Below are 23,359 nucleotides of genomic sequence, written 5' to 3'. Positions count from 1 at the left end.
GGATATGAACATGGAGACATTTACAGGAAAGGTCTGGGTACTGGGAGATGATATTGATACGGATATTATTATCCCTACGGAATATCTGGCACTGAAAACCATAGAAGAAATGAAGCAATACTGTTTTAGCCCTCTCCGTCCCGAACTGGCCGCACAGATCAGTAAAGGGGATATGATTGTGGCAGGAAAAAATTTTGGATGCGGCTCATCCAGAGAGCAGGCTCCTGAGATCATCAAGGCTCTCGGGATTAAATGTGTCATTGCCAAATCTTTTGCAAGAATATTTTTCCGCAATTCCATCAATAACGGGCTGCTTCTTATCGAACAGCCGGATTTATATCACGATATAACAGAAGGTGATACGATCAGCGTTACAGTAAACGAGCATGTGGAATATCAGGGCAGATTTTACCATATTGCGTCTCTGCCACAGAATCTGGTGGACATTATAAGTGCAGGCGGACTGGTGAAAGCCATGAGAAAACAGAACGGACTGGATTAAGGAGGGGCAATGGGAAGCACAATCATTGAGAAAATAATCAGGCATAATACAGGTGCGGACAATGTAAAGCCGGGTGACATTGTTACCGTAAAAGCTGACCGGGTGATGATTCATGACATTTTTATTCCTTTTGTCGCAGATAAATTTGAGGAGATGGGGTTTAAAAAGCTCTGGGATCCGGATAAAGCGGTCTTGATCTATGATCATCTGGTGCCGGCCAGTCAGTTAGATGATACCAGACATTTTCGGATCGGAGATGCATTTGCAGCAAAATACGGGATGACGCATGTGCACAGAAGTGATGGGATCTGTCATCAGCTGATGACGGAAGCGGGTTACGTAAAGCCGGGTGATGTGGTATTTGGTACAGACAGCCATACGACCACATACGGCTGTGTAGGAGCATTTTCCTCTGGAATCGGTTATACGGAGATGGCAAGCATCCTGGGGACAGGAACTATGTGGATCAAGGTTCCGGAGACAATCAAAGTGGTGATTGACGGCAAACTGCCGGATCATGTGATGTCAAAGGATATTATCCTGCGGTTAATCGGGGACTTAGGTGCGGATGGTGCGACTTATCTGGCACTTGAATTCACTGGAAGTACTGTGAAGGAGATGTCTGTGGCAAGCCGCATGACCATCGCTAATATGGCTGTTGAAGCGGGAGCAAAATGTGCTTTATTTACTCCTGATGAGAAAACTGCTGAGTATTGCCAGATACAGCTAAGTGATTTCCAAAAGAGCCTGACAGGTGATGACGATGCGGTATACAAAAGAGTGATCCGGTATAAAGCGGAAGATTTTGTTCCTGTTATGGCATGTCCTTCCCAGGTGGACAGAATTAAACCGGTCAGTGAACTGGAGGGCATTCTTATTGATCAGGTATTTATCGGTTCCTGTACAAATGGCCGTCTGGAGGATTTAGCAGCAGCAGCTGAGGTTTTAAAGGGCAGAAAAGTAGCAGATTATGTAAAGCTTATTGTCACACCTGCCAGCCGGAAGGTTTATCAGGAAGCCATGGAACAGGGGATTATGGAGATCCTGTCGGAGGCAGGTGCCATCATCACTCATCCGGGGTGTGGATTATGCTGTGGCAGAACTGGAGGAATTCTAAGTGACGGCGAACGGGTAGTGGCTACCAATAACCGGAATTTTCTGGGAAGAATGGGAACTTCAAAGGTAGAAATATACCTGGCGTCTCCTAAAATGGCAGCAGCCTGTGCTGTAACCGGCCGGATTATAAGTTTGGATAATTCATTTTTTAAATAAAATCAGAACAAATGTTCCTCCCCTGCCTATACTTTTTATCTTCCCTATGTTATAATCTTGGTACGATATTGTCACCAAGGAGGTAAAAAGAACGTATGGAATTTCAATTGCATTCAGAGTTTGCCCCGACCGGCGATCAGCCCAAGGCCATAGACCAGCTTGTGAAGGGATTTAAGGAAGGCAATCAGTTTCAGACTTTACTGGGAGTTACCGGATCTGGAAAGACCTTTACTATGGCAAATGTCATACAGGAATTACAGAGACCAACCCTTATTATTGCACATAACAAAACCCTTGCTGCACAGCTTTACGGGGAATTCAAGGAATTTTTTCCGGAGAATGCAGTGGAGTATTTTGTTTCCTATTACGATTATTACCAACCCGAAGCATACGTACCATCTACCGATACTTACATTGAGAAGGATTCTTCCATCAATGATGAGATCGATAAGCTGCGCCATTCTGCCACTGCGGCATTATCAGAGCGCAAAGATGTGATTATCGTTGCTTCGGTTTCCTGCATTTACGGACTGGGAAGTCCCATCGATTATCAGGAGATGGTGATTTCTTTAAGACCCGGCATGATAAAGGACCGGGATGAAGTGATTCATAAGCTGATCGATATCCAATATGACCGGAATGATATGGATTTTAAGAGAGGTACCTTCCGTGTCAGGGGTGATGTGGTTGAGATATTTCCTTCCTACTCCGGCAGCGAGGCTTACCGTGTGGAATTCTTTGGTGATGAAGTGGACAGGATTACGGAGATTGATACGCTGACAGGAGAGATAAGGGCGGAACTGGGGCATATTGCAGTATTTCCGGCATCTCATTATGTTGTATCCAAAGACAAGATGGAGCATGCAGCCCAGACAATACTGGCTGAGTTAAAGGAACAGGTAGAGTATTTTAAAAGTGAGGATAAGCTGTTAGAGGCCCAGAGAATCTCTGAACGGACTAATTTTGATGTGGAGATGATGAAGGAGACCGGCTTCTGTTCTGGAATCGAAAACTATTCCAGACATTTGACGGGGGGGAAACCGGGAGAGCCTCCTTACACTTTAATTGATTATTTCCCGGATGATTTCTTAATCATCGTGGACGAGTCCCACATCACTCTTCCGCAGGTAAGAGGAATGTATGCCGGAGACCGTTCAAGAAAATCTACACTTGTAAATTTTGGATTCCGTCTTCCCTCGGCGCTTGATAACCGTCCTTTGAATTTTGAAGAATTCGAATCCAAGATTAATCAGATGATGTTTGTTTCCGCCACTCCTTCCGTCTACGAATCACAGCATGAGCTTTTAAGAGTGGAACAGATTATCCGGCCAACCGGACTTCTTGATCCTGAGATTGAGGTGCGTCCTGTGGAAGGACAGATTGATGATCTGATTTCTGAGGTCAATAAAGAAGTGGACAAGAAGAATAAGATATTAATAACCACTTTGACTAAACGTATGGCAGAAGATTTGACGGATTACATGAGAGAGGTTGGAATCCGGGTAAAATACCTCCACTCCGATATTGATACTCTGGAACGTTCGGAAATCATCCGGGATATGCGTCTTGATGTTTTTGATGTTCTGGTAGGAATTAACCTGTTGAGGGAAGGTCTGGATATTCCTGAGATTACCCTGGTGGCGATTCTGGATGCGGATAAGGAAGGTTTCCTCCGTTCAGAGACTTCACTTATACAGACCATAGGAAGAGCGGCCAGAAACTCGGAGGGCCATGTTATCATGTATGCGGATAACATGACAGATTCCATGAGAGTGGCGATTGAGGAAACCAACCGGAGAAGAGGGATTCAGGAACGGTATAATGAAGAACATGGGATTACTCCCACTACGATTAAAAAGGCGGTACGTGATTTAATTGCGATTTCCAAGGCTGCAGCAGCAAATGATAAGGAATTTAAAAAGGATCCCGAATCCATGGATGCGAAGGAACTGGAAAAGCTCTCAAAGGAACTGACGAAAAAGATGCATCAGGCAGCTGCAGAGTTAAATTTCGAAGAGGCTGCAAAGCTGCGTGACAGAATGGTTCAGGTGAAAAAGATGCTGCAGGAAATCAACCAGTAAAAATTATGTTTCAGACATGCAGTTGGTATTGACAATGATTCTCAAAAAGTGTAAAATCTCTATGGATGCAATCCAGGGAGAGAACCCTGGTGCGCCGGTTTGTTGACGGGCTGCATTCAGAGGAGATTATTATGAAGCTTCACGAAGGAGATATCGGAAAGACCTACACGGTATACAGCGTAATGGTAAAAGATTCCATTACAAGAAGGCTGGAAGCCTTGGGCGTCAATGAGATGACGCCGGTTACCCTGTTAAATAAGAAGGGGAGCGGCACCGTGATCATCAAGGTCCGGGGGACTCGTCTGGCTCTGGGAAGAAAGATCTCAGAGGGAATTGAAATAAAGGAGGAGGCCGCTCATGAGTGAAGACAGCAGAATGATCCGTGTCGCATTTGTGGGTAACCCGAACTGCGGAAAGACAACCCTGTTTAATGCCTTTACCGGTGCCAGATTAAAAGTGGCAAACTGGCCTGGAGTTACGGTAGAGCGTGTAGAGGGGGAGACCAGCTACAAGGGCCAGGCCATCCGGGTGATAGACACACCAGGAATCTACAGCCTGACCAGCTATACCATTGAAGAGATTGTTACAAGAAAGTGTCTGGAGGATGAAGATGTTGATGTTATCATTAACGTAGTGGATGCTTCCTCACTGGAGCGTAATCTTTATCTGACACTCCAGCTTCTGGAACTGAGGAAACCTGTAATTCTGGCACTTAATATGATGGATATCGTGGAGGACAGGGGTATGGAGATTGATCTTCACCGCCTGCCGGAGATGCTGGGGAATATTCCTGTTGTTCCGGTTTCTGCAAGAAAGCGGACCGGTCTGGATGTGCTTTTGCATGCAGTTGTTCATCATTATGAAGAGGGTCCACAGGGGGTGGTGGTCACATATACTCCAAGGATTGAAAATAAAATATCCAAAGTCGGGACAGTTCTGAAGGCCCATTATGGGAAATTGAAGAACTTAAGGTGGCATGCCATTAAGTTTCTGGAATATGATGAAGAAGTCGCAAACGATCATCCCATTGATCTTAGCAATATAATCGATCATAATTATGAAAAAGAGATTATTAATGAAAAATATGATTATATAGAGGGAATCATCCATGAATGCCTGGTAAACAAAGAACAGAAGGCAGCAATGACGGATAAGATTGATGATTATCTCACCCACCCGTTCTGGGGCGTTCCCCTGTTTCTTGGCATTATGGCACTGGTGTTTTTTCTGACCTTTACAGTGGGAGATTTATTAAAAGGATATTTTGAGGTAGCCCTGGATCATCTGTCATCGTCAATGTATCAATTGATGGCAGGCATTCATGCAGCTGACTGGATTATTTCACTGGTAGTGGATGGGATTGTTGCCGGTGTAGGCGGTATCCTTACCTTTCTTCCTAATATTTTTATCTTGTTTCTCGCACTGGCCTTTTTGGAAGACAGCGGTTATATGGCCAGAGTTGCTTATGTTATGAATGAAATTATGGGAAGAGTGGGTCTTTCCGGAAAAGCATTTCTCCCCATGCTTCTGGGGTTTGGCTGTACGGTGCCTGCGGTGATGGCGGCCAGGGCGCTGCCCAGTGAAAGGGACAGGCGTAGGACCATACTCATCACACCTTTTATGTCCTGCTCAGCCAGACTTCCTATTTATGTTTTATTCTCGGAGATGTTTTTTCCAAAACATGCGCTGGCTGCAGCCTACTCCCTGTATTTGATTGGGCTTCTGGTTGCAATTGCGATTGCACATGTGAGCCATAAGATGATAAAATCAGAGGAAGAGGATACACTTTTAATTGAGCTGCCGGAGTATAAGACTCCTAATGCAAGAACTGTTACCATCTATGTCTGGGATAAGGTGAAGGATTACCTTGGAAAAGCAGGTACTACCATATTTCTTGCATCAATCGTTCTCTGGTTCGTGATGAATACCGGATTTACCGGATTTGTCACAGATGTATCACAGAGCTTTGCAGCCATGATCGGCAGAGTTTTAATTCCTATTTTAACTCCTGCGGGACTTGGTGACTGGAGAATTGCAGTTGCGCTCATCTCCGGACTTTCTGCAAAAGAAGTGGTTGTTTCCAGCTTCTCTGTATTATTTGGAATCAGCAATATTAATTCGGCAGCAGGAATGGGAGAATTGTCCGGACTGCTTGGACATATAGGCTTTGGCGGTGTCAATGCTTATGCACTGATGATATTCTGCCTTTTGTATACCCCGTGCATTGCGGCGGTGGCTACTATTAAGAAAGAAACCGGCTCCCTGAGATGGACGCTTGGTATGGTTTTATTTCAGCTGGTGATTGCCTGGGGATTTGCAGTTCTGGTATACCAGATTGGAAGTTTGATTTTTTAATCAGATAGAGGATAAGGCGATGAATGATAAACTGCTTGTGGAAACTGCGGTTCTGGCAGGTGAGATTATGTTGATAAGTGGCGCGGAAATCTTCCGGGTGGAGGATACCATTGACCACATTTTAAGAAAAGCAGGCCGGGATACGGCAGAATCCATTGTCTTTTCCACAGGCATTTTTGCGTCCCTCAATGATCCGTCCATAGAAGCAATTACTGTGGCCCGCAGGGTGACGGTCAGAAATACCAATCTAAACCGGGTATATCTGGTTAATAATGTATCCAGAAAGCTTTGTGCAGATCTTATTACAGTAGAAGAGGCGTATCAGGAGCTGAAAGAGATTCGGGGAATGGTACAGTTTCGTAAAAGTCTGAAGGATATGGGATACGTGGGAGTGGCGGTGTTTTTCACCCTCCTTCTTGGTGGAAGCGCAAAAGACTGTCTGGCAGCTGCAGTAACCGGAGCTGTATTAGCTGGTGCGGCAAAGCTCTCTGTCAGGATTCGTTTGAATGATTTCTGCTCTAATGCTTTTTGTGCATTTTTAATTGCTTTTACCACTCTGTTTCTGGAACGATGGATCTGGCCGGGAATAAAAAGTGATATTATCATCATCGGTGCCATTATGCCGCTGGTGCCGGGAGTGATCTTTACCACAGCTATCCGGGATACGCTAAACGGTGATTATGCGTCCGGCACATCCAGAATGATGGAAGCTGTAGTGATTGCTTTGGCAGTTGCAGCTGGAGTGGGAGCAGGAATGGGACTATATCAGTGGCTGACTGGAGGGAGTTTTCTATGGTGATTCAGACAGCAGGAGCGTTTCTTGCAGTGATCAGCTTTTCTTTATTACTGGAGATTCCTAAAAAATATTTTGTTTTATCTGGTGGAATTGGAGCAGCCGGCTGGCTGGTATATCTTCTTGTGCAAGCCGCAGCCGGTTCGGTGATAGCTGCGGCTTTCTTATCCAGTCTGCTGGTAGCACTTTCCAGCCACATTGCTGCCAGAATCTATAAAGCTCCAGTTACGGTGTTTTTGGTTGCAGGAATCCTGCCTTCGGTTCCAGGAGCTTCTATTTACCGAAGTGTATCCTGTGTAATCAGCAACAATCCGGAGCTTTCCAGCCATTATCTGGTGGAGACACTTCAGATTTCTGGTGCCATTGCCATGGCGATTTTTATCATGGATTCATTGTTCCGATTGGGAAAGAAGAAGTAAAAGCGATGGACAGTTGTTCCTGTGATTTGGAATAGAGATAGATATGATTGGACAGACGGTCTTCTTTGGCAACCTCTTCCTGGTTGATGGAAAAGACGGTTTTGGCCAGCTCTTCATAAGATATATGATTGCTGTATGGAATCAGTAAGACTTCGTGAATGCTGGAAGGCAGAATGATTAAATCGCCTCCTGTGCGTTCTGCGAAGTCTTTTAATATGCCTTCATAGAACATGCAGGCGGATCCATGAGCTCCATGGGAATTGGTTAAGACGTACATGGGAGGGGATAAGGGAGAGGGTTCGAAGAATCCGTCCCAGTCCTCTTCTTTTATTTCTCCGTCAGAGGCTTTCCCAGCGATTTCTTTTATTACATCCATAAGAGATTGAATCCGGGCTGGAAACAGACGAGGTGTGTTGGAATTGGCAGCGTTAAATAAATCTTCGGTGGATAAGTTCCATAATTTCTGATGAGATTTGTGGATAAGAGCTGAAAAAAGATGATCTTCACTTTTGCTCAGAGACAGGCAGAAAATTAATGCCAGATCAAGTTCGGGATAAGATAAATGAGGGAGATCGGATAATAGAGATTCATTGGCGGATTCATTGATGAGACGGAACATGATCCGGTCGGTCAAAGGGTTTAGTGAGTGAAGCTCTTCCAAAAAACATTCCTCCGGTAGATGCTGAGACTGGTATAAATCCAGAATCTCATCAAGAACCTGGGAAAAAGGCGTCCCTTTTTTGTAGATCTCATAAAAGTTCTGAAGATAAATAGCCGGAGCGGTGTTCTCGTTTGCTTTGCTGATACAGATGCCGTTCAGAATCAGTCCGTTATTCTTTGTGACGCTCTGCAGCGTCAGGCTGTAGCCGGAGCCAAGGCGCTCTTTCAGTGATTCCTTTACTGCTTTTTGAAATTGTTCGTATACCATATGTATACCTCCTTAGATATGATCTATGTAAATCGCAGGATGCGAGATACAGCAATTAGAAATGAGATTTAGATGTGACAAACCAAATCCATTATATCGTAATTGATAAAAAATGACAATATGTTTAGACATATTTCGAATTTTGTCGAAAAATCATTCAACTTAAAAAGATTGTATAATTACAAAAAGGAAAATTGGTATTATGGTATACACTGAAAAGACTAGAAGAGGATGAGGACAGTGAAAACAAAAGAAAAAATGAAACAACATCATGGAAGCATGCCGAAAAAAAGACATTCAGGACTCATTGAACTGATTGTTAAGAACGGCAGACGTATCGAAAAGATTTTCGCATTGGTAGTGGTTATCTCCGCTATCTGTACATGTTTTGTACATGTCAATTATGATTTAAGCGAATACCTTCCTGACTGGGCTCCTGCCAAAAAAGGTCTGAATGTAATGGAAGAGCAGTTTGGATATCCAGGCACGGCAAGGGTTATGGTTGGACCGGTTACGCTTTATGAAGCAAAGGCCTATAAAGACCGGATTGCTGATATCGACGGAGTGGATATGGTGATGTGGGCAGATACCACCACCGATGTTTATAAAGCCAATATTTTTATTAACTATGATGATATCCAGGATTATTATAAAGACAATTATGCAGTTATGGATATTATATTTAAAGAGGGTGATTCCAGCAGCCTGACAAAGTCAGCAATCAACCAGATGCAGAAGTTAACCGGTGACAAAGGATTCTTCATGGGATCGGCAGTTCAGAATAAATCATTAAACGAAACTCTTACCAGAGAGATCAGTATTGCCATGGCAATGGGAGTTGTAATGATTGCACTGGTTCTCTGTATAACCACAACCTCATGGTTCGAGCCGTTTCTCTTTTTAATGATCATGGGAATTGCAATTATCATAAATATGGGATCCAATTTAGCCATAGGTACGATTTCATTTATTACGTTCAGTGTGGCTTCCATATTGCAGCTGGCAGTAGCCATGGATTACTCGGTTTTCCTTCTGGACAGTTTTACGAAGGAACGGGAAAAGGGGGATGATCCGGTAACTGCCATTACCAATGCTCTTCACAAGGCCCTTCCTTCTATTCTGGCCAGCGGAGCAACAACAATTATTGGTTTCCTTGTTTTGATGCTGATGCGTTTCTCAATTGGACGGGACCTGGGATTTGTTCTGGCAAAGGGTATTGTGATCAGCCTTGTTACTGTGCTGTTTTTAATGCCATCTCTTTTACTTCGGTGGGGAGACAGAATCAAGAAAACAGAGCACCGTTCGTTTATGCCGTCGTTCCATGGGCTTGGTATCCTTGTACATAAAGTGCGTTATGGCGTTCTGACTGGAATTGCAGTTCTCATTATACCGGCTTTCGTGGCACAGAGCATGAATGCATTTACGTTTGGAAACAGCGCACTTGGTTCCAGTCCGGGTACCAGAGTATATAACGACGAACAGCAGATTAACAGCCGTTTTGGAAAGAGTAATCTGATTCTTGCAGTTGTACCCAATACAAATATGGTAACGGAAAAGAATTTAACGGATTCACTTAAGGATCTTAATTACGTAAGATCTGTGACATCTCTGGCCGGTACACTGCCGGAGGGGATTCCGGAAAAGATTCTGCCCAAAAGCCTGACAAGCCTGATGCATACAAAAGATTACAGCAGAATTATGATCTATGTAAAGTCCTCGGATGAAAGTGATTTTGCATATCAGTGTTCCGATGAGATCAGTGCCCTGGTAAATCAGTACTATCCGGAGGGAGCTTATATAACAGGTGTAATACCTTCTACTCAGAATATCCAGACGATTATTACACAGGATTATAACTTTGTAAATATTCTTTCCATACTGGGCGTTGGTCTGGTGGTTATGTTAACCTTCCGCTCAGTGATTATACCTGTCGTTGTATTAATTCCTATTGAGGTGGCTGTATTTTTCAATTTTGCAATTCCTTATTTCACAGGAGAGAAGATACTGTATCTGGGGTATATTATTGTCAGCTGTCTTCAGCTGGGAGCAACGGTTGATTATTCTATTCTGATGACAAATAACTATATTGATATGAAAAAAAAGTATCCGGAAAAAGCCAGAGCTATTAAGCATACTGTTTCAAAGAGTGCACTTTCCATCCTGACATCAGGTACCATCCTGACTATTGTCGGATACGGCTTGTATTTTGTATCTTCAGTATCTGCGATTGCCGGTCTCGGGCATTTAATCGGGCGAGGTGCTTTTATCAGTGTAATCATGGTACTGTTTTTGCTGCCGGTTCTTCTGACACTTGCAGATCCTGTGTTAATGTGGGAGGAAGGGAAACGGCAGAAGATCGCTGCTGCCCATCTGGCTATGGTTGAGAAGAAAAAAGCATTTAAGACGGCTGTAATGGAAAAAAAGAAAGAACGGCTGGAAAAAAGAAAGGAAAGTGCCGTTGATCAAAAAGGCGCTCAGAATAAAACGACAGAAGATAAGAAGCAGGATAAGGAGGAAGTGAAAACCAATGAAGAGTAAATGGAGCACAGCATATCGGCTGACGGCAGCAGCGTTAATCACTTCAATGATCAGTATTACTATGGCAGGAAACAGTTACGCCAGTCCGCCAACCGTATCAACGGATGAAACATTATATGTTAATCTGGATTATTACGGAAAAGAGACGGACAGCAGCGTTGTAAAGGGTGTAACACTGAATGGACAGCGGACCTTTTCTGATTATGGAACCTATAAAGACATCACCAATATGTCAAATTATGCGCAGCCGGTGGTTGACGGAAACACTGTAACCTGGGAACTTCCGGAAGATGCCAAGGACCGCTTCTATTATGAGTGTCAGTTAAATAATGGAGAAGTAGTTCTTCCCTGGGATTTTGATATTTCATATAAATTAAACGGGATACCAAAGGAAGCACAGGATCTGTTACATGCGGACGGTCTGGTGGAAATTGATGTTCATTGCATCCCCAATAAGAATGCCAACCTGTATTATCAGAACAATATGCTATTACAGGTTGGAACAATAGTAGATATGGAGGATGTGAATTCTGTTGAAGCGCCTGGAGCGCAGATCCAGTCAATGGGTACATATAAGGCGGTTCTTTTTGCAGCAGTACCAGGCGAGCAGAAGATATTTCATATAGAAATCAGCTCCCATGATTTTGAATCCAATGGAATTATAATGATGATGGTACCTGGAACCCTGGATCAGATCAGTGATATTGCCGATGTAAAGGAAGCAAAGGATACGTTTAAGGATTCCACGGATGAGTTATTGGATGGTATGAATGAAATGCTGGACACATTGCACAGCATCAGTGACGGCATGAAGGTTGCCAAGAAGGGACTGAACCAGCTTCAGGGAGCCAGGGAAAACTTCGATGCATCAAAAGACCAGATTATCTCAAGTGCAGATGCCAGCATAGACGGTCTGGAGGCGGCGAATCAGAAGATCAGCCAGCTTGCACCGGATATCAATGCAAATAAACAGGGACTCGACGAGGTAAATAATAAAGTAAATACTCTTGTAGAAACGCTTCAGGATTCCGGTGAAGATTTCTACAACTTATCCTCATCTTTAAGGGATTTAAAAGATTCCCTGGGCGATTTGCAGAATGGACTGGAGGAATCTGATGCAGATCAGATCACAAGTGAAATTGCGGATATTGAACAGCAGCTTGATGGGATTCAGGGTGTTTTAAATAAACTTAGTTCCACTGCTTCCCCTTCCGAGGCGTTAAGTGAGGAAGATTTAAAAAATCAGGCTGAGAGTATGCAGGCACTGATGAGTGATATGGATGAGGTTTTAAATGACTTGGAATTTGCTCTGGGTGCAGATGCGGTATCCAAGATGCGTGCCCAGCTTCAGCAGGTTGCTGAAACTGGAACGAGTAATCCCAATGCTTCTGCGCTGTTACAGACAGCAGCTGTTTTATCAAAGATATTAGACTCCATGAATAAAATTTTATCCAGTGTTCGTTATACTGTCTCAGGGATTGATGTACAGGGCGGCGTAAAGGACAGCAAGGCAGTTGTAAGCAAGCTTGCTTCCATTACATATGATATTGATACGACAATTGGTGATTTGGTCAGTTTAAATAAAACAAAGAATGATAATAAGCCGGCCTTTGATTTAATGCTTAATGATACGGCGGCTTCGGTGGAAGAAATCAGTTCTGCTACCAATCAGGTGATTTCATTGTTTCGAAGTGTCCAAAATACCATTAAAACCAACCGGGATGCGGTAGAAGGCGGCACAAAAGATACTTTAAATGGTTTAATTGATATTTTGGAAAAGGCAGCGGATACCTCAGCCACGACAAGTAAACTAAAGGGAGCGAATGAGAGTATCAGAGACAGTATCGACGAGAAGCTGGATAAGATTGCAGATGACAATAACCTTTTGGAAATGAATTTAGATGCCAGTATGGTATCCTTCACATCGGATAAGAACCCGGCTCCTTCCAGCATTCAGATTGTTTTAAGATCAGAGGAGATATCAGAGGATGATGTAAATACCAATGCAGTGGATATTGAACCGGCTGCAGTGGATGTGGGAGTATGGCAGAGAGTGAAGAATGTATTTTCTAAGATTTGGAATTCGATTACAGGGATTTTTGGTTAAGGAAATTATTTGGCAGGTGAAGACATGTTTGTTCGGTCTTCACCTGCTTATTTTTTAGCTGAGAGAGATATATATGGTTATCTAGTTATATATTTATAAGGGAACATAAAAATGTTCCTGTAAATATAATAGATAAATAAAGAAAAAATCAATATATATCTGTTATTATTAAAAAAATAGAGTTATAATCCAATTAGATATTTAGTGATTCGTAGAATGATTATAAATATAATCCTGGGGAAAAACATATGACAAATCTTGTTGGGATTACAGTTTATGGAGTTTTATATCTGTTGGCGATGATTTTGCTTTTCATTCTGTTCTTTCTTGGTAAAAACTGGCTGATGTTTATTGGTCTGTCTGGTTTTTTAATCATGGGGCTGATTCTGTCAATAACCATAACCAGATACAATTATGTTGATATGATACATAATAAAAATATGGTGGAGGTCAGCAGAACAGAACGGATGCCTGAAATCGTTAAGGTGGGAAATATTTACAGGAACAACTGGAAAACGGTCCAGATCGTATATGGGCTGCCTGTAAATGAAAAAGAGTATTTTTCCGTAATGAGAAGCAGGAATGGGTTATTTGTCATTGAGGGAGGGGTGTTACATAACAGTGGAGGCAGTGTTTTTATTAGTATTTTCAAACGATAAGTCTTAGTTTGTTAACGAAGAATTGACTGAGGTAATGTTATAGTCCGGATTATGGATTGACATATTATAATAACTTTATGTTTAGTGAAGTAATGGGTATATATTCCCCTGACACCTAGAATTCTTTTAATTGTTATTTTGTTTAGATATAATGCTAGTTACGCTTAGGATAAAAAATGCAATTGCAAAAACATTTGCGAGAGATAACTTATAGTATAATATATATACAATAGCTAGTATAGAAAGAAGGTGATTCCAATGGTGTTAAATAAAGTAACTCGGTGGCTTATGTTTTCATAAGGAGGTTTACTGTGAAAAGATTATATTCGATGATTTTATCCATTGTCTTAGTGGCATTAAGTTGCATGACATCATTGGCTCAGACAAGTAAAGATAGTATTACAAGTGATCAAATTAAAAATATCCTTAATAAATATGGATATGAAGTATCATCTATTACGCCCGAACAAGAGACAAAAAAATTTTCTTCTGCAAATGAACTTGAAGATTATCTTAAAGAACTGCAAGGTGCTGAAAACAGCGAATATAAAGAAGTTGTAAAAGTGCCACGTGGAATTATGCGAGCAGTATTCATCCATTGATTCTGTTACTTCATATTTGACTGGTATTCATACAACATCATGGTCTCAAACCTCATACTCTCGAAATTTTTATACAGATAATCATACAAATGACTCTGTAAAAACGGTAGTAAAAGGTGTTTATACTTTAGGCATCGCAATTGGAGACTATAATATAGGAGCTACGAGGAAAGGTACATGGACCGTAAAATTAACTTTAGTACCAGCATAAAATTTTTTGTTTTTTTTATAATTATAAGTTTAATTAGGTTTATTTTATCATTAATGAATCAGAGCTTACTTTCAATTGGATATCCACTTGTATTTTTAAAAGTATATGATAGTATGCAACCTATCTTTAGTCGGACATCTTTTAATGTATTATATTTTTTGTTGGATTTATTGATTTTATACATTATATTCAAATTTTTGTGTATAATAAAACAAAAAATTAAGAGCAATTAAAATTTATAATATTATAATTAAAGTGAAGGAATATACTAATTGCTGTGTATATTTATAAATTGATATAATACAACCATTAATTTTAATGGGGGAGACCACTTTTTTGGTATCCCCCTTTTAGTGTGCGCTCAGTGGATAAACGTTCCGACGGGTGCGAGTCCCGAATTGGATTGTCAACAGTTTTCTAGACAATTTTTTTAAAGGTAATCATTCTATACTTCACCGGTGTTAAGTATCCCAGTGAAGAATGAATCCTGTGGTTATTGAACCAGTTTACATAATCAGCCAATTCAATCTGAAGATGATACAAACTGCTGAAGGTCTGGTTCTTGACAAACTCCGTTTTGATTATTTTAAATGTTGCTTCTGCAACAGCATTATCATAAGGACACCCTTTATGGCTTAGGGAACGTTGAATTTCAAATGCTTTTAGAGTTTCATCAATCGTATGATTCTTAAACTTGTTCCCACGAACCGTATGAAATATCTGGATATCATTCAGATTCCCTTTTACGGACTGAAATGCCTTTTTTACAAGGTCTGCTGTTTTGTTACGACCGGCACTGTAACCAATTATTTCTCTATTAAAGAGGTCAACAAGTACACATAAATAGTTCCAGTAACCATGAAAATTTTTTTTCCTGAGTTCCACTTTCTAATTAGTATTAAAGGAGAATTTTCAATTGCTGTTATTAATGCACCAGATGAAGTATTACAATTACTTGAACAATTAGCACAGCAAGAAGGATTATTAAAAAAAACATAGTTAAAACATAAAGGGATCTTAAATACAAAAAGAGGCGTAATTTCGCCTCCTTTTTGTATTTCAATCTTGCATGTTTTGAAACGCCATTTCTTATTACTATTAGAGTATATCCAAACTGATTGAGAATTAAGGGTAAAAATTAAGGAATATAATGCGAACAGGGTTAAATATACTGTATAAGTGGAAGCCATATAAGAACAGTAATCTAATATTAGAGCCAGCTTTTCATTAGAATGGAGTGATATTGACTTTAAGATTAAAACATTAAAAGTAAATGATATTTTGACCCATTAACTTTCCAATATATTTCAGTTAAATCACAAAAAATAGTAAAAACTGGAAATCTGGTAACAATAGTAAAATCAGATAAGCTAGAGTAAACCCCATAAAATCAAGGTTTCAGAGAATTATTTCCGGGCAAAAAAATAGTGCATCTGATAGGAATCGAACCTACGCACGCGGCTCCGGAGGCCACTGCTCTATCCACTGAGCTACAGATGCATCTTTTACATTCTACTATAGTTTGTTTTAAAGCGCAAGAGTTATTTGTTGATTTTTGGCGGTTTTTTTGATAGAATAAAGACGAGATTGTTTCTCCAGGAGGTCAGGCCTATATGAAGGACTTATTAGGAAAATGGAAAGGGCTGAAAGAGGAAACCAGACGGTTTTTGAAATTTCTTGCCATACCATTGGTTGCAGTAATACTGATCATGACGGTGGTAGTTTTGGACAAAGCCGGACAGACCGGAAAAAAGCCTGAAACGGTCTCTGCCAAGGCAGAGAGTTCAGCGTCAGAAAGTACTTCGGGTCAGCCGCAGAAGGTTAAAGTTGCGCTGCAAAAGGATGCAGTGCCGGAAGTAAATGATTTGTTGAAGTCATACTTTAATGCCAGAAAGAGCTGTGACAAAGACGCACTATCCCAGGTGTACGGCGGTAATACGGGAGAAGAAAGTTTAGATCAGCTGCTTTCCAGAATGGAAGAAGAAGTAAAGTTTTATCAGAGTTTTGAAAATCTGGAGTGCTTCACCACACCTGGAATTGCAGATGGAGACTATGTGGTTTATGCCAGATTTGATATTAAATTTCGTCAGGCAGAGACGATGTCGCCTAGTCTGATTGTCTGCTATGCAAAGACAGCACCGGATGGGAGCTGCTACCTGGTTGCGGATAACAGCGTGGAAGAATCTGAATTTATGAAAGAAGTAAACCAGTCTGAGGAAGTACAAAAGTTGGCGAAAGAGGTAAACGAAGGTCTTGAGAAGGCTTTAAAGTCCGATGAAAATCTTCTGGCTGTTTATAATGCCCTGAAGAATGGGGAGGAAGCGCCGGAAGCTGCTGCAGAAACAACTGGTGAATCTGCCAGTGAGCCGACCGGTGAATCTGCCAGCGAATCGAACAATATGTAAACAGATGCTTCTCTGCGTTGCACCGTGCAGAGGAGCATTTTTGATAAAGGAGAGTAGTACTATGAACGTCAGAGATTTTTATTTTGATTTACCCCAGGAGCTGATTGCCCAGGATCCCTTAGAGGACCGTTCTGCTTCCAGGCTGCTGGTTCTGGACAAGCATACAGGAGAGATGGAGCACAGACATTTCAGGGATATACTGGATTACTTAAAAAAGGGAGACTGCCTGGTTATTAATGATACCAAGGTGATTCCAGCCAGACTGTTTGGAGTCAAGGAAGGGACCCAGGCAAAGATTGAGATTCTTCTATTAAAGAGAAGAGAGAATGATATCTGGGAAACTCTTGTTAAACCGGGAAAGAAAGCAAAAGTGGGAACCGTCATTTCATTTGGTGACGGGCTTTTAAAAGGAACCGTTATTGATGTGGTGGAAGAAGGAAACCGCCTGATCCAGTTTTCCTATGAAGGAATTTTTGAAGAGATTCTGGATCAGCTTGGACAGATGCCTCTTCCTCCTTATATTACGCACCAGCTTCAGGACAAAAACCGGTATCAGACTGTTTATGCCAAGAACGAAGGATCTGCTGCGGCACCGACTGCAGGTCTGCATTTTACAAAAGATTTATTAAAGGAGATACAGGAGAAAGGAGTGGAGATCGCACATGTCACACTTCATGTGGGACTTGGTACATTCCGCCCGGTTAAGGTCGATGAGATAGAAGCTCATCATATGCATTCCGAATTCTATATAGTAGAAGAAGAGGAAGCTAAAAAGGTAAATGATGCCAAACGAAGTGGGGGCAGGATTGTCTGCGTTGGAACCACAAGCTGCAGAACTGTGGAATCCGCGTCAACGGATGACGGTATATTAAAAGCAGGAAGCGGCTGGACTGAGATATTTATTTATCCAGGTTATCGTTTTAAAATACTGGATTGTCTGATTACCAATTTCCATTTGCCGGAGTCCACCTTAATTATGCTGGTATCTGCATTGGCGGGGAGAGATCACGTACTTCATGCATATGAGGAAGCAGTTCGGGAAAAATACCGTTTCTTCAGTTTTGGCGATGCTATGTTTCTGACAGACCGTAAAAACTGATTGTTACGAAAAGAGACTGGGGGAGGTCATTATGGAAGAAAAAAAACATATGGTCGGAGGAATATCCAGAAAATCACTGGAACGCCTTCCCATTTACCATCATTATCTGGAAAGAAAATGCAATGAAGGTCTGGAAACCATTTCTGCTCCTGCCATTGCTTCAGATCTTCAGTTAAATGAAGTTCAGGTCCGAAAGGATCTGGCACTAGTTGCTAAAACAGCAGGAAAACCTAAGATGGGGTATGTAATTAAGGAATTAATTGCCGATATGGAGGAGTTCCTTGGATATCATAATACCAATCAGGCAGCACTTGTAGGTGTGGGATATCTGGGGAAAGCACTGCTCTCCTATAAAGGGTTTGAGCAGTATGGAGTTGAAATTGTTATAGCTTTCGATTCTGATGGAAGAAAGGTGAACACCAGGATTGGAGAAAAGATGGTCCTTTCCATGGATAAACTGGAAAACCTCTGTCAGAGAATGAATATACACATTGGAATTATTACTGTCCCTGCCGAGTATGCCCAGGGAGTATGCGACAGACTGGTAGCCGGCGGGGTGAAAGCGATCTGGAATTTCGCACCGGTTCATCTGTCTGTTCCGTCCCATATCCTGGTTCAGAATGAGAATATGGCAGTATCTCTGGCAGCTCTGTCAAAATATCTCTATGAAGTAGAGAAGAACGGGTGGCAGGATACAAAGGAGGAAGAGGATTGAATACCGTGTTATTGCAGTATGCCGTGGAAGTGGAGAAGACAGGCTCCATCACACAGGCAGCAGCCAATCTATACATGGATCAGCCGAACTTGAGCAAGGCGATCAAGACACTGGAGGAAGGACTTGGAGCACCAATTTTTAAGCGGACTCCCAAAGGAGTTATTCCAACTGCCAGGGGACGTATATTTTTGGAGCATGCCAGAAATGTTCTCGTTCAGATCGATGAAATGGAGCATCTTTATAAGACAGGAGAGGTAAGCGGCGTGGAGTTTTCCTTATCTATGCCCAGAGCCAGTTATATCAGTGCCGCATTTTCCAAATTTATCGAGGAAACCGGAGAGGGAGCTACCATGAATGTATGGCTTCGTGAAACCAATTCCGCAGATACCATAAGAGATGTGGAAACAGGGGAATATAACATTGGTATTATCCGTTATCCGGTTAATTCAGAAAAATATTATGCCAGGGAAATTGCGGCAAAAGGCCTGTTAATGGAATCGGTTTTAGAGTATTCCCTGAATATTCTCTTGTCAAATGCGAATCCTCTGGCAGGTAAAAGAATTATAGAAGCGGAGGATCTCTCAGATTATATAGAAATTGTACATGGTGACGGTGGCCCCGGCAGGAGCGATGAGTTTGGGAAGGGAAAGAGTTATCCCAAATCCTCAAAACGGGTTTATGTATATGAAAGGGGCAGCCAGTTTCAGCTTTTGTGCGACAATCCTATGACCTATATGTGGGTGTCTCCCATGCCGGAGCAGCTGCTAAAACGGTATCAGCTGGTGGTAAGGCACTGTGTAAAAAAGAAAAATTACCGGGATGCGTTGATCTGCAGAAAGGGATATACGTTATCTGAATGGGATAAGAAATTTTTAGAGAAGTTAAACGGAGTAAAAGAGGAATTGGAAAAATAAGAATGTTAAATATATATCAGTATTTATATACTGATATATATTTTTTTACCTTTGTAATTCTATCGTGTTTGAACTACAATTATTGCATAGAAACGACAGGAATTTTACAAGGAGGGTTTTACAATGGCTAGATTTACATTACCGAGAGACTTATATCATGGAAAAGGCTCCCTGGAAGAAATAAAAAACTTAAAGGGAAAGAAAGCAATTGTTGTTGTTGGCGGCGGTTCCATGAAGCGATTTGGCTTTCTTGACAGAGTTGTGGCTTATTTAAAAGAAGCAGGTCTGGAAGTAAAGCTGTTTGAAGGCGTAGAACCGGATCCCAGTGTTGAGACCGTGATGAAGGGTGCTCAGATGATGCGGGAGTTTGAACCGGACTGGATCGTTGCAATCGGCGGCGGATCACCAATTGATGCGGCAAAGGCAATGTGGACATTTTATGAATATCCAGATACAACCTTTGAAGATTTATGTATCCCCTTTAATTTTCCGACTTTAAGATCAAAAGCACAGTTCTGCGCGATTCCGTCTACTTCCGGTACTGCTACTGAAGTTACGGCATTCAGCGTTATTACCGATTATAACAAGGGAATTAAGTATCCCCTTGCTGACTTTAATATAACACCTGATGTGGCAATTGTTGATCCGGATCTGGCTGAGACAATGCCTAAGAAACTGACAGCCCATACAGGTATGGATGCAATTACCCATGCGATAGAGGCATATGTTTCTACCCTTCACTGTGATTATACCGATCCTCTTGCGCTTCATGCGATCAAGATGATACATAATGATTTGATTGATTCTTATAACGGAGATATGGCAGCACGTGACCGTATGCATAATGCCCAGTGTCTTGCAGGTATGGCATTTTCCAATGCACTCCTTGGAATCGTTCATTCCATGGCTCATAAAACAGGAGCTGCTTATTCTGGCGGACACATTGTGCATGGTTGTGCCAATGCAATGTATCTTCCTATAGTAATCAAATTTAACGCCAAAGATGCGCAGGCAGCAAAGCGTTATGGAGAGATTGCCCGTTTCATTGGTTTAGAGGGCAGCAGTGATGAAGAACTGGTTGATGCATTGATTGCTGAGATCCGTTCCATGAACAGAAAGCTGGATATTCCAACCTGTATTAAGGAATACGAAGGCGGAATCATTGATGAAGCAGAGTTCAATGATAAATTAGCGGCAGTAGCTGAGTTAGCAGTTGGTGATGCATGCACCGGCTCCAATCCAAGGGCGATTACGCCGGCAGAGATGGAGAAGCTGTTAACCTGTTGTTACTATGATAAAGAGGTAGATTTTTAAGATAATCTCCAATAAAATGTATGCAATGTGTGCTTTAGGCGCAGAACCTTCTGGTTCTGCGCCTAAAGTGCATGAAAAGGAATTTGACAGCGAAAATCTTCTGTGATATGGTAGTCAGGAAAATGATAGAAAGTGTGGACTTAAGATGAAACAGGCATTATTAGTAGTGAGTTTTGGTACAAGCTATAATGAAAGCAGAAGGAAAACCATAGAACCCATTGAACGGGCGGTGGCAGATCAATTTCCTTCCTATGAATTCAGACGGGCTTTTACCAGCCGGATTATAATAGATATTTTAAAGAAGCGGGATAATATATGCATAGACGGAGTAGAAGAAGCGTTGATAAAACTGGCAGCAGAAGGTTTTAAACGGGTAATTATTCAGCCCACACTTGTCATGGGCGGAGAAGAATATGACTGCATAGTGGATGCCGCAAAGAAACACAAGGATTCTTTTGAATGTCTGGTGATTGGTGCGCCGCTCCTTTCTTCCGAAGATGATTATTTGACGCTTGTTTCTATATTGACGGAGGATACCAGGGAATATGACGCAGATGGAACAGAGATTGTATTTATGGGTCATGGGTCGGAACATGAGGCCAATGCAGCGTATTACACTCTGGCACAAATTTTAAGCAAAAAGGGATACACCAGATACCATGTGGGAACGGTAGAAGCAGAACCCTCCTTTGATGATGTGATAACTGAATTAGACGAGAGTGAGGGAAAACATATCGTTTTACAGCCCATGATGATTGTCTGTGGAGATCATGCCCATAATGATATGGCAGGTACAGACAGTGATTCGTGGAAAAGCCGGCTGGAAGCAGCCGGTTATCATGTCACCTGCCGTCTAAAGGGAATGGGGGAAATAGAAGGTGTGCGCAGTATGTTTGTGGAACATTCCTTAGCTGCCGGTAAGAAAATGGAGGATCATGAATGAAAAAAGGAATAGCAGCGGTTTTTGCCATCTGTCTGGCGGCTGGTTTTCTTACCGGATGCCACAGAAAAGTAGAACCGATCAGCAAGTCCGGTTTCTTATTAAATACATTTGTTACTGTCACTCTCTATGATAAGGATGATCCCAGGATTTTAAATGAGAGTCTGGAGCTGTGCCGCTCATATGAGAATGTTTTCAGTAAGACTATTGAAGGAAGTGAAGTTTATAAGATCAATCACAGGCCTGCACAGGAAACCTCTGTGAAATTGTCGCCGGATACCGCAGCACTCCTATCCAAGGGACTGTATTATTCCAGAATCTCCAGCGGAGATTTTGATGTTACAGTGGAACCTTTAACCTCCTTATGGGATTTTACGGCTCCAAATCCCGATGTTCCGCCGGCAGACGAAATCAGCGCGGCAGTAAAAAAAGTGGGTTATCAGAACTTAGAACTGGATGATGATACCCTGACCTTTTTATCACCGGATACCACAGTTGACTTTGGCGCCATTGCAAAAGGTTATATCGCGGACCGGATGAAGGAATATCTTATGAAGCAGGGGGTTAAAAGTGCAATAATTAACCTGGGCGGAAATGTGCTCTGCATTGGAAAGAAACCAGATGGCACTCCTTTTAAGATAGGACTTCAGAAACCTTATGCAGACAGAAATGAGACTATTGAAACTTTAAATATAGAAGATATGTCCGTTGTATCCTCAGGGGTTTATGAGCGTCATTTTGTAAAGGACGGTGTTAACTATCATCATATTTTAAATCCCAGAGACGGTTATCCTTATGAAAATGGCCTGGTTTCTGTTACGATTTTATCCAAGCTGTCCGTTGATGGAGATGCATTGTCCACAACCTGCTTTTCCATGGGGCTGGAAAAAGGAATGGAACTGTTAAATTCCATGGATGATGTTTATGGAGTTTTCATCACCAATGATGATAAGGTACACTATACAGACGGAGCCAGGGACTTTCTTGTTACGTCCCCTTAGATTCTCTTTACAATTTCCAGTGCCTATAATACAATAGAGGAAATGCGTTTTACAGGAGAAAAGCAATTATGATAAAAAAATTATGGGACAAGTTTATGAACCGTGAAGTCATATCCTATCTGGTTTTTGGTGTCCTTACCACAGTGGTGAACTGGATCGTGTATGTTGGAATGGTGAAAGCCGGAGTCGACTACCGGATCAGTACGGCAGCAGCCTGGCTGGTTTCTGTGCTGTTTGCATTTGGTGTAAATAAAATCTTTGTATTTCAGAGCTATGAGATGCGCCCGGGATTTGTGATAAAGGAGATGCTCTCTTTTACGGCATGCAGGGCTGCTTCAGGCGTCATGGAAATGGTTCTTATGGTGATAATGGTTTCCTGGCTCAATATGGATGAATATGTAAGCAAGATACTGGTATCCATCGTTGTTGTAATTGTAAACTATGTATTCAGCAAGCTTTTCATATTCCGAAAGAGTGAGGTTCCCCCTTTTAAGGAGAGGTAAA

20 protein-coding genes, 1 tRNA gene and 1 pseudogene are annotated in these 23,359 nt (G+C 41.8%); 19 read left to right on the top strand and 3 right to left on the bottom strand.

Annotation, left to right across the window (positions count from 1 at the left end; all coding sequences use genetic code 11):
• Window positions 1-10 precede the first annotated feature (10 nt).
• From RZO55_RS17845 to RZO55_RS17815, 7 genes are all read left to right on the top strand, one after another.
• Window positions 11-502: a LeuD/DmdB family oxidoreductase small subunit gene (locus tag RZO55_RS17845; protein ID WP_318065609.1), complete on the top strand. Its 492-nt coding sequence runs from the start codon at window positions 11-13 to the stop codon at window positions 500-502.
• 9 nt (window positions 503-511) lie between these two features.
• Window positions 512-1,774 (top strand): 3-isopropylmalate dehydratase large subunit, encoded by a 1,263-nt coding sequence (locus RZO55_RS17840; RefSeq protein WP_318065608.1) that lies wholly within the window; start codon window positions 512-514, stop codon window positions 1,772-1,774.
• A gap of 95 nt (window positions 1,775-1,869) precedes the next feature.
• Complete coding sequence (uvrB, locus tag RZO55_RS17835; protein WP_318065607.1) at window positions 1,870-3,855, top strand: excinuclease ABC subunit UvrB; 1,986 nt, start codon at window positions 1,870-1,872, stop codon at window positions 3,853-3,855.
• A gap of 65 nt (window positions 3,856-3,920) precedes the next feature.
• Window positions 3,921-4,220 (top strand): FeoA family protein, encoded by a 300-nt coding sequence (locus tag RZO55_RS17830; protein WP_369293227.1) that lies wholly within the window; start codon window positions 3,921-3,923, stop codon window positions 4,218-4,220.
• Entirely contained in the window at window positions 4,213-6,210 is a 1,998-nt protein-coding gene (gene feoB, locus RZO55_RS17825; RefSeq protein WP_318065606.1) for a ferrous iron transport protein B, read from the top strand. The genes RZO55_RS17830 and feoB overlap by 8 nt, the downstream gene beginning before the upstream one ends.
• A gap of 19 nt (window positions 6,211-6,229) precedes the next feature.
• Complete coding sequence (locus tag RZO55_RS17820) at window positions 6,230-7,009, top strand: threonine/serine exporter family protein (protein WP_318065604.1); 780 nt, start codon at window positions 6,230-6,232, stop codon at window positions 7,007-7,009.
• The gene (locus RZO55_RS17815; protein WP_097006888.1) at window positions 7,003-7,422 is read left to right on the top strand and encodes a threonine/serine exporter family protein; all 420 of its coding nucleotides are present in this window, start codon (window positions 7,003-7,005) and stop codon (window positions 7,420-7,422) included. The genes RZO55_RS17820 and RZO55_RS17815 overlap by 7 nt, the downstream gene beginning before the upstream one ends.
• Here RZO55_RS17815 and RZO55_RS17810 read toward each other — a convergent pair.
• Complete coding sequence (locus RZO55_RS17810) at window positions 7,385-8,350, bottom strand: DUF5688 family protein (protein WP_318065603.1); 966 nt, start codon at window positions 8,348-8,350, stop codon at window positions 7,385-7,387. The two genes, RZO55_RS17815 and RZO55_RS17810, sit on opposite strands and share 38 nt — an antisense overlap.
• A 240-nt stretch (window positions 8,351-8,590) precedes the next feature.
• Here RZO55_RS17810 and RZO55_RS17805 point away from each other — a divergent pair, with 240 nt between their 5' ends.
• From RZO55_RS17805 to RZO55_RS17790, 4 genes are all read left to right on the top strand, one after another.
• Entirely contained in the window at window positions 8,591-10,888 is a 2,298-nt protein-coding gene (locus RZO55_RS17805) for an efflux RND transporter permease subunit (RefSeq protein WP_369293226.1), read from the top strand.
• Window positions 10,878-12,995, top strand: a complete 2,118-nt coding sequence (locus RZO55_RS17800; protein WP_318065601.1) for a methyl-accepting chemotaxis protein — start codon at window positions 10,878-10,880, stop codon at window positions 12,993-12,995. The genes RZO55_RS17805 and RZO55_RS17800 overlap by 11 nt, the downstream gene beginning before the upstream one ends.
• 248 nt (window positions 12,996-13,243) lie before the next feature.
• On the top strand, window positions 13,244-13,654 hold the full coding sequence (locus RZO55_RS17795) for a hypothetical protein (protein ID WP_318065600.1): 411 nt from the start codon (window positions 13,244-13,246) through the stop codon (window positions 13,652-13,654).
• Between the two features lie 311 nt (window positions 13,655-13,965).
• Window positions 13,966-14,256, top strand: a complete 291-nt coding sequence (locus RZO55_RS17790; RefSeq protein WP_318065599.1) for a hypothetical protein — start codon at window positions 13,966-13,968, stop codon at window positions 14,254-14,256.
• Window positions 14,257-14,884: 628 nt separating this feature from the next.
• Here RZO55_RS17790 and RZO55_RS17785 read toward each other — a convergent pair.
• A pseudogene (locus RZO55_RS17785) lies at window positions 14,885-15,319 on the bottom strand (IS3 family transposase); the annotation flags it as partial.
• Between the two features lie 576 nt (window positions 15,320-15,895).
• Window positions 15,896-15,967 (bottom strand) — tRNA-Arg (locus tag RZO55_RS17780).
• A gap of 113 nt (window positions 15,968-16,080) precedes the next feature.
• Between RZO55_RS17780 and RZO55_RS17775 the strand changes: the two genes are divergently transcribed.
• The 8 genes from RZO55_RS17775 to RZO55_RS17740 all read left to right on the top strand — a co-directional run bounded on the left by RZO55_RS17775 (window position 16,081) and on the right by RZO55_RS17740 (window position 23,358).
• The gene (locus tag RZO55_RS17775) at window positions 16,081-16,872 is read left to right on the top strand and encodes a hypothetical protein (protein WP_318065598.1); all 792 of its coding nucleotides are present in this window, start codon (window positions 16,081-16,083) and stop codon (window positions 16,870-16,872) included.
• A 61-nt stretch (window positions 16,873-16,933) separates the two neighbouring features.
• Entirely contained in the window at window positions 16,934-17,971 is a 1,038-nt protein-coding gene (gene queA, locus RZO55_RS17770; protein ID WP_318065597.1) for a tRNA preQ1(34) S-adenosylmethionine ribosyltransferase-isomerase QueA, read from the top strand.
• A 31-nt stretch (window positions 17,972-18,002) separates the two neighbouring features.
• Window positions 18,003-18,686: a redox-sensing transcriptional repressor Rex gene (locus RZO55_RS17765; RefSeq protein ID WP_318065596.1), complete on the top strand. Its 684-nt coding sequence runs from the start codon at window positions 18,003-18,005 to the stop codon at window positions 18,684-18,686.
• A 5-nt stretch (window positions 18,687-18,691) separates the two neighbouring features.
• On the top strand, window positions 18,692-19,600 hold the full coding sequence (locus RZO55_RS17760; RefSeq protein ID WP_318065624.1) for a LysR family transcriptional regulator: 909 nt from the start codon (window positions 18,692-18,694) through the stop codon (window positions 19,598-19,600).
• A gap of 123 nt (window positions 19,601-19,723) precedes the next feature.
• On the top strand, window positions 19,724-20,914 hold the full coding sequence (locus tag RZO55_RS17755) for an iron-containing alcohol dehydrogenase (RefSeq protein ID WP_318065595.1): 1,191 nt from the start codon (window positions 19,724-19,726) through the stop codon (window positions 20,912-20,914).
• Between the two features lie 145 nt (window positions 20,915-21,059).
• On the top strand, window positions 21,060-21,857 hold the full coding sequence (locus RZO55_RS17750; protein WP_318065594.1) for a sirohydrochlorin cobaltochelatase: 798 nt from the start codon (window positions 21,060-21,062) through the stop codon (window positions 21,855-21,857).
• Window positions 21,854-22,855: an FAD:protein FMN transferase gene (locus RZO55_RS17745; protein ID WP_336624324.1), complete on the top strand. Its 1,002-nt coding sequence runs from the start codon at window positions 21,854-21,856 to the stop codon at window positions 22,853-22,855. The genes RZO55_RS17750 and RZO55_RS17745 overlap by 4 nt, the downstream gene beginning before the upstream one ends.
• A 68-nt stretch (window positions 22,856-22,923) precedes the next feature.
• Window positions 22,924-23,358, top strand: a complete 435-nt coding sequence (locus tag RZO55_RS17740) for a GtrA family protein (RefSeq protein WP_318065593.1) — start codon at window positions 22,924-22,926, stop codon at window positions 23,356-23,358.
• Window position 23,359 lies beyond the last annotated feature (1 nt).

Origin of the sequence: Clostridium boliviensis, from assembly GCF_033342255.1 — a bacterium.
Classification (GTDB): domain Bacteria; phylum Bacillota; class Clostridia; order Lachnospirales; family Lachnospiraceae; genus Lacrimispora; species Lacrimispora boliviensis.
Note: the sequence above shows the minus strand (reverse complement) of the source record. Positions and strands in the feature narration are given on the sequence as shown.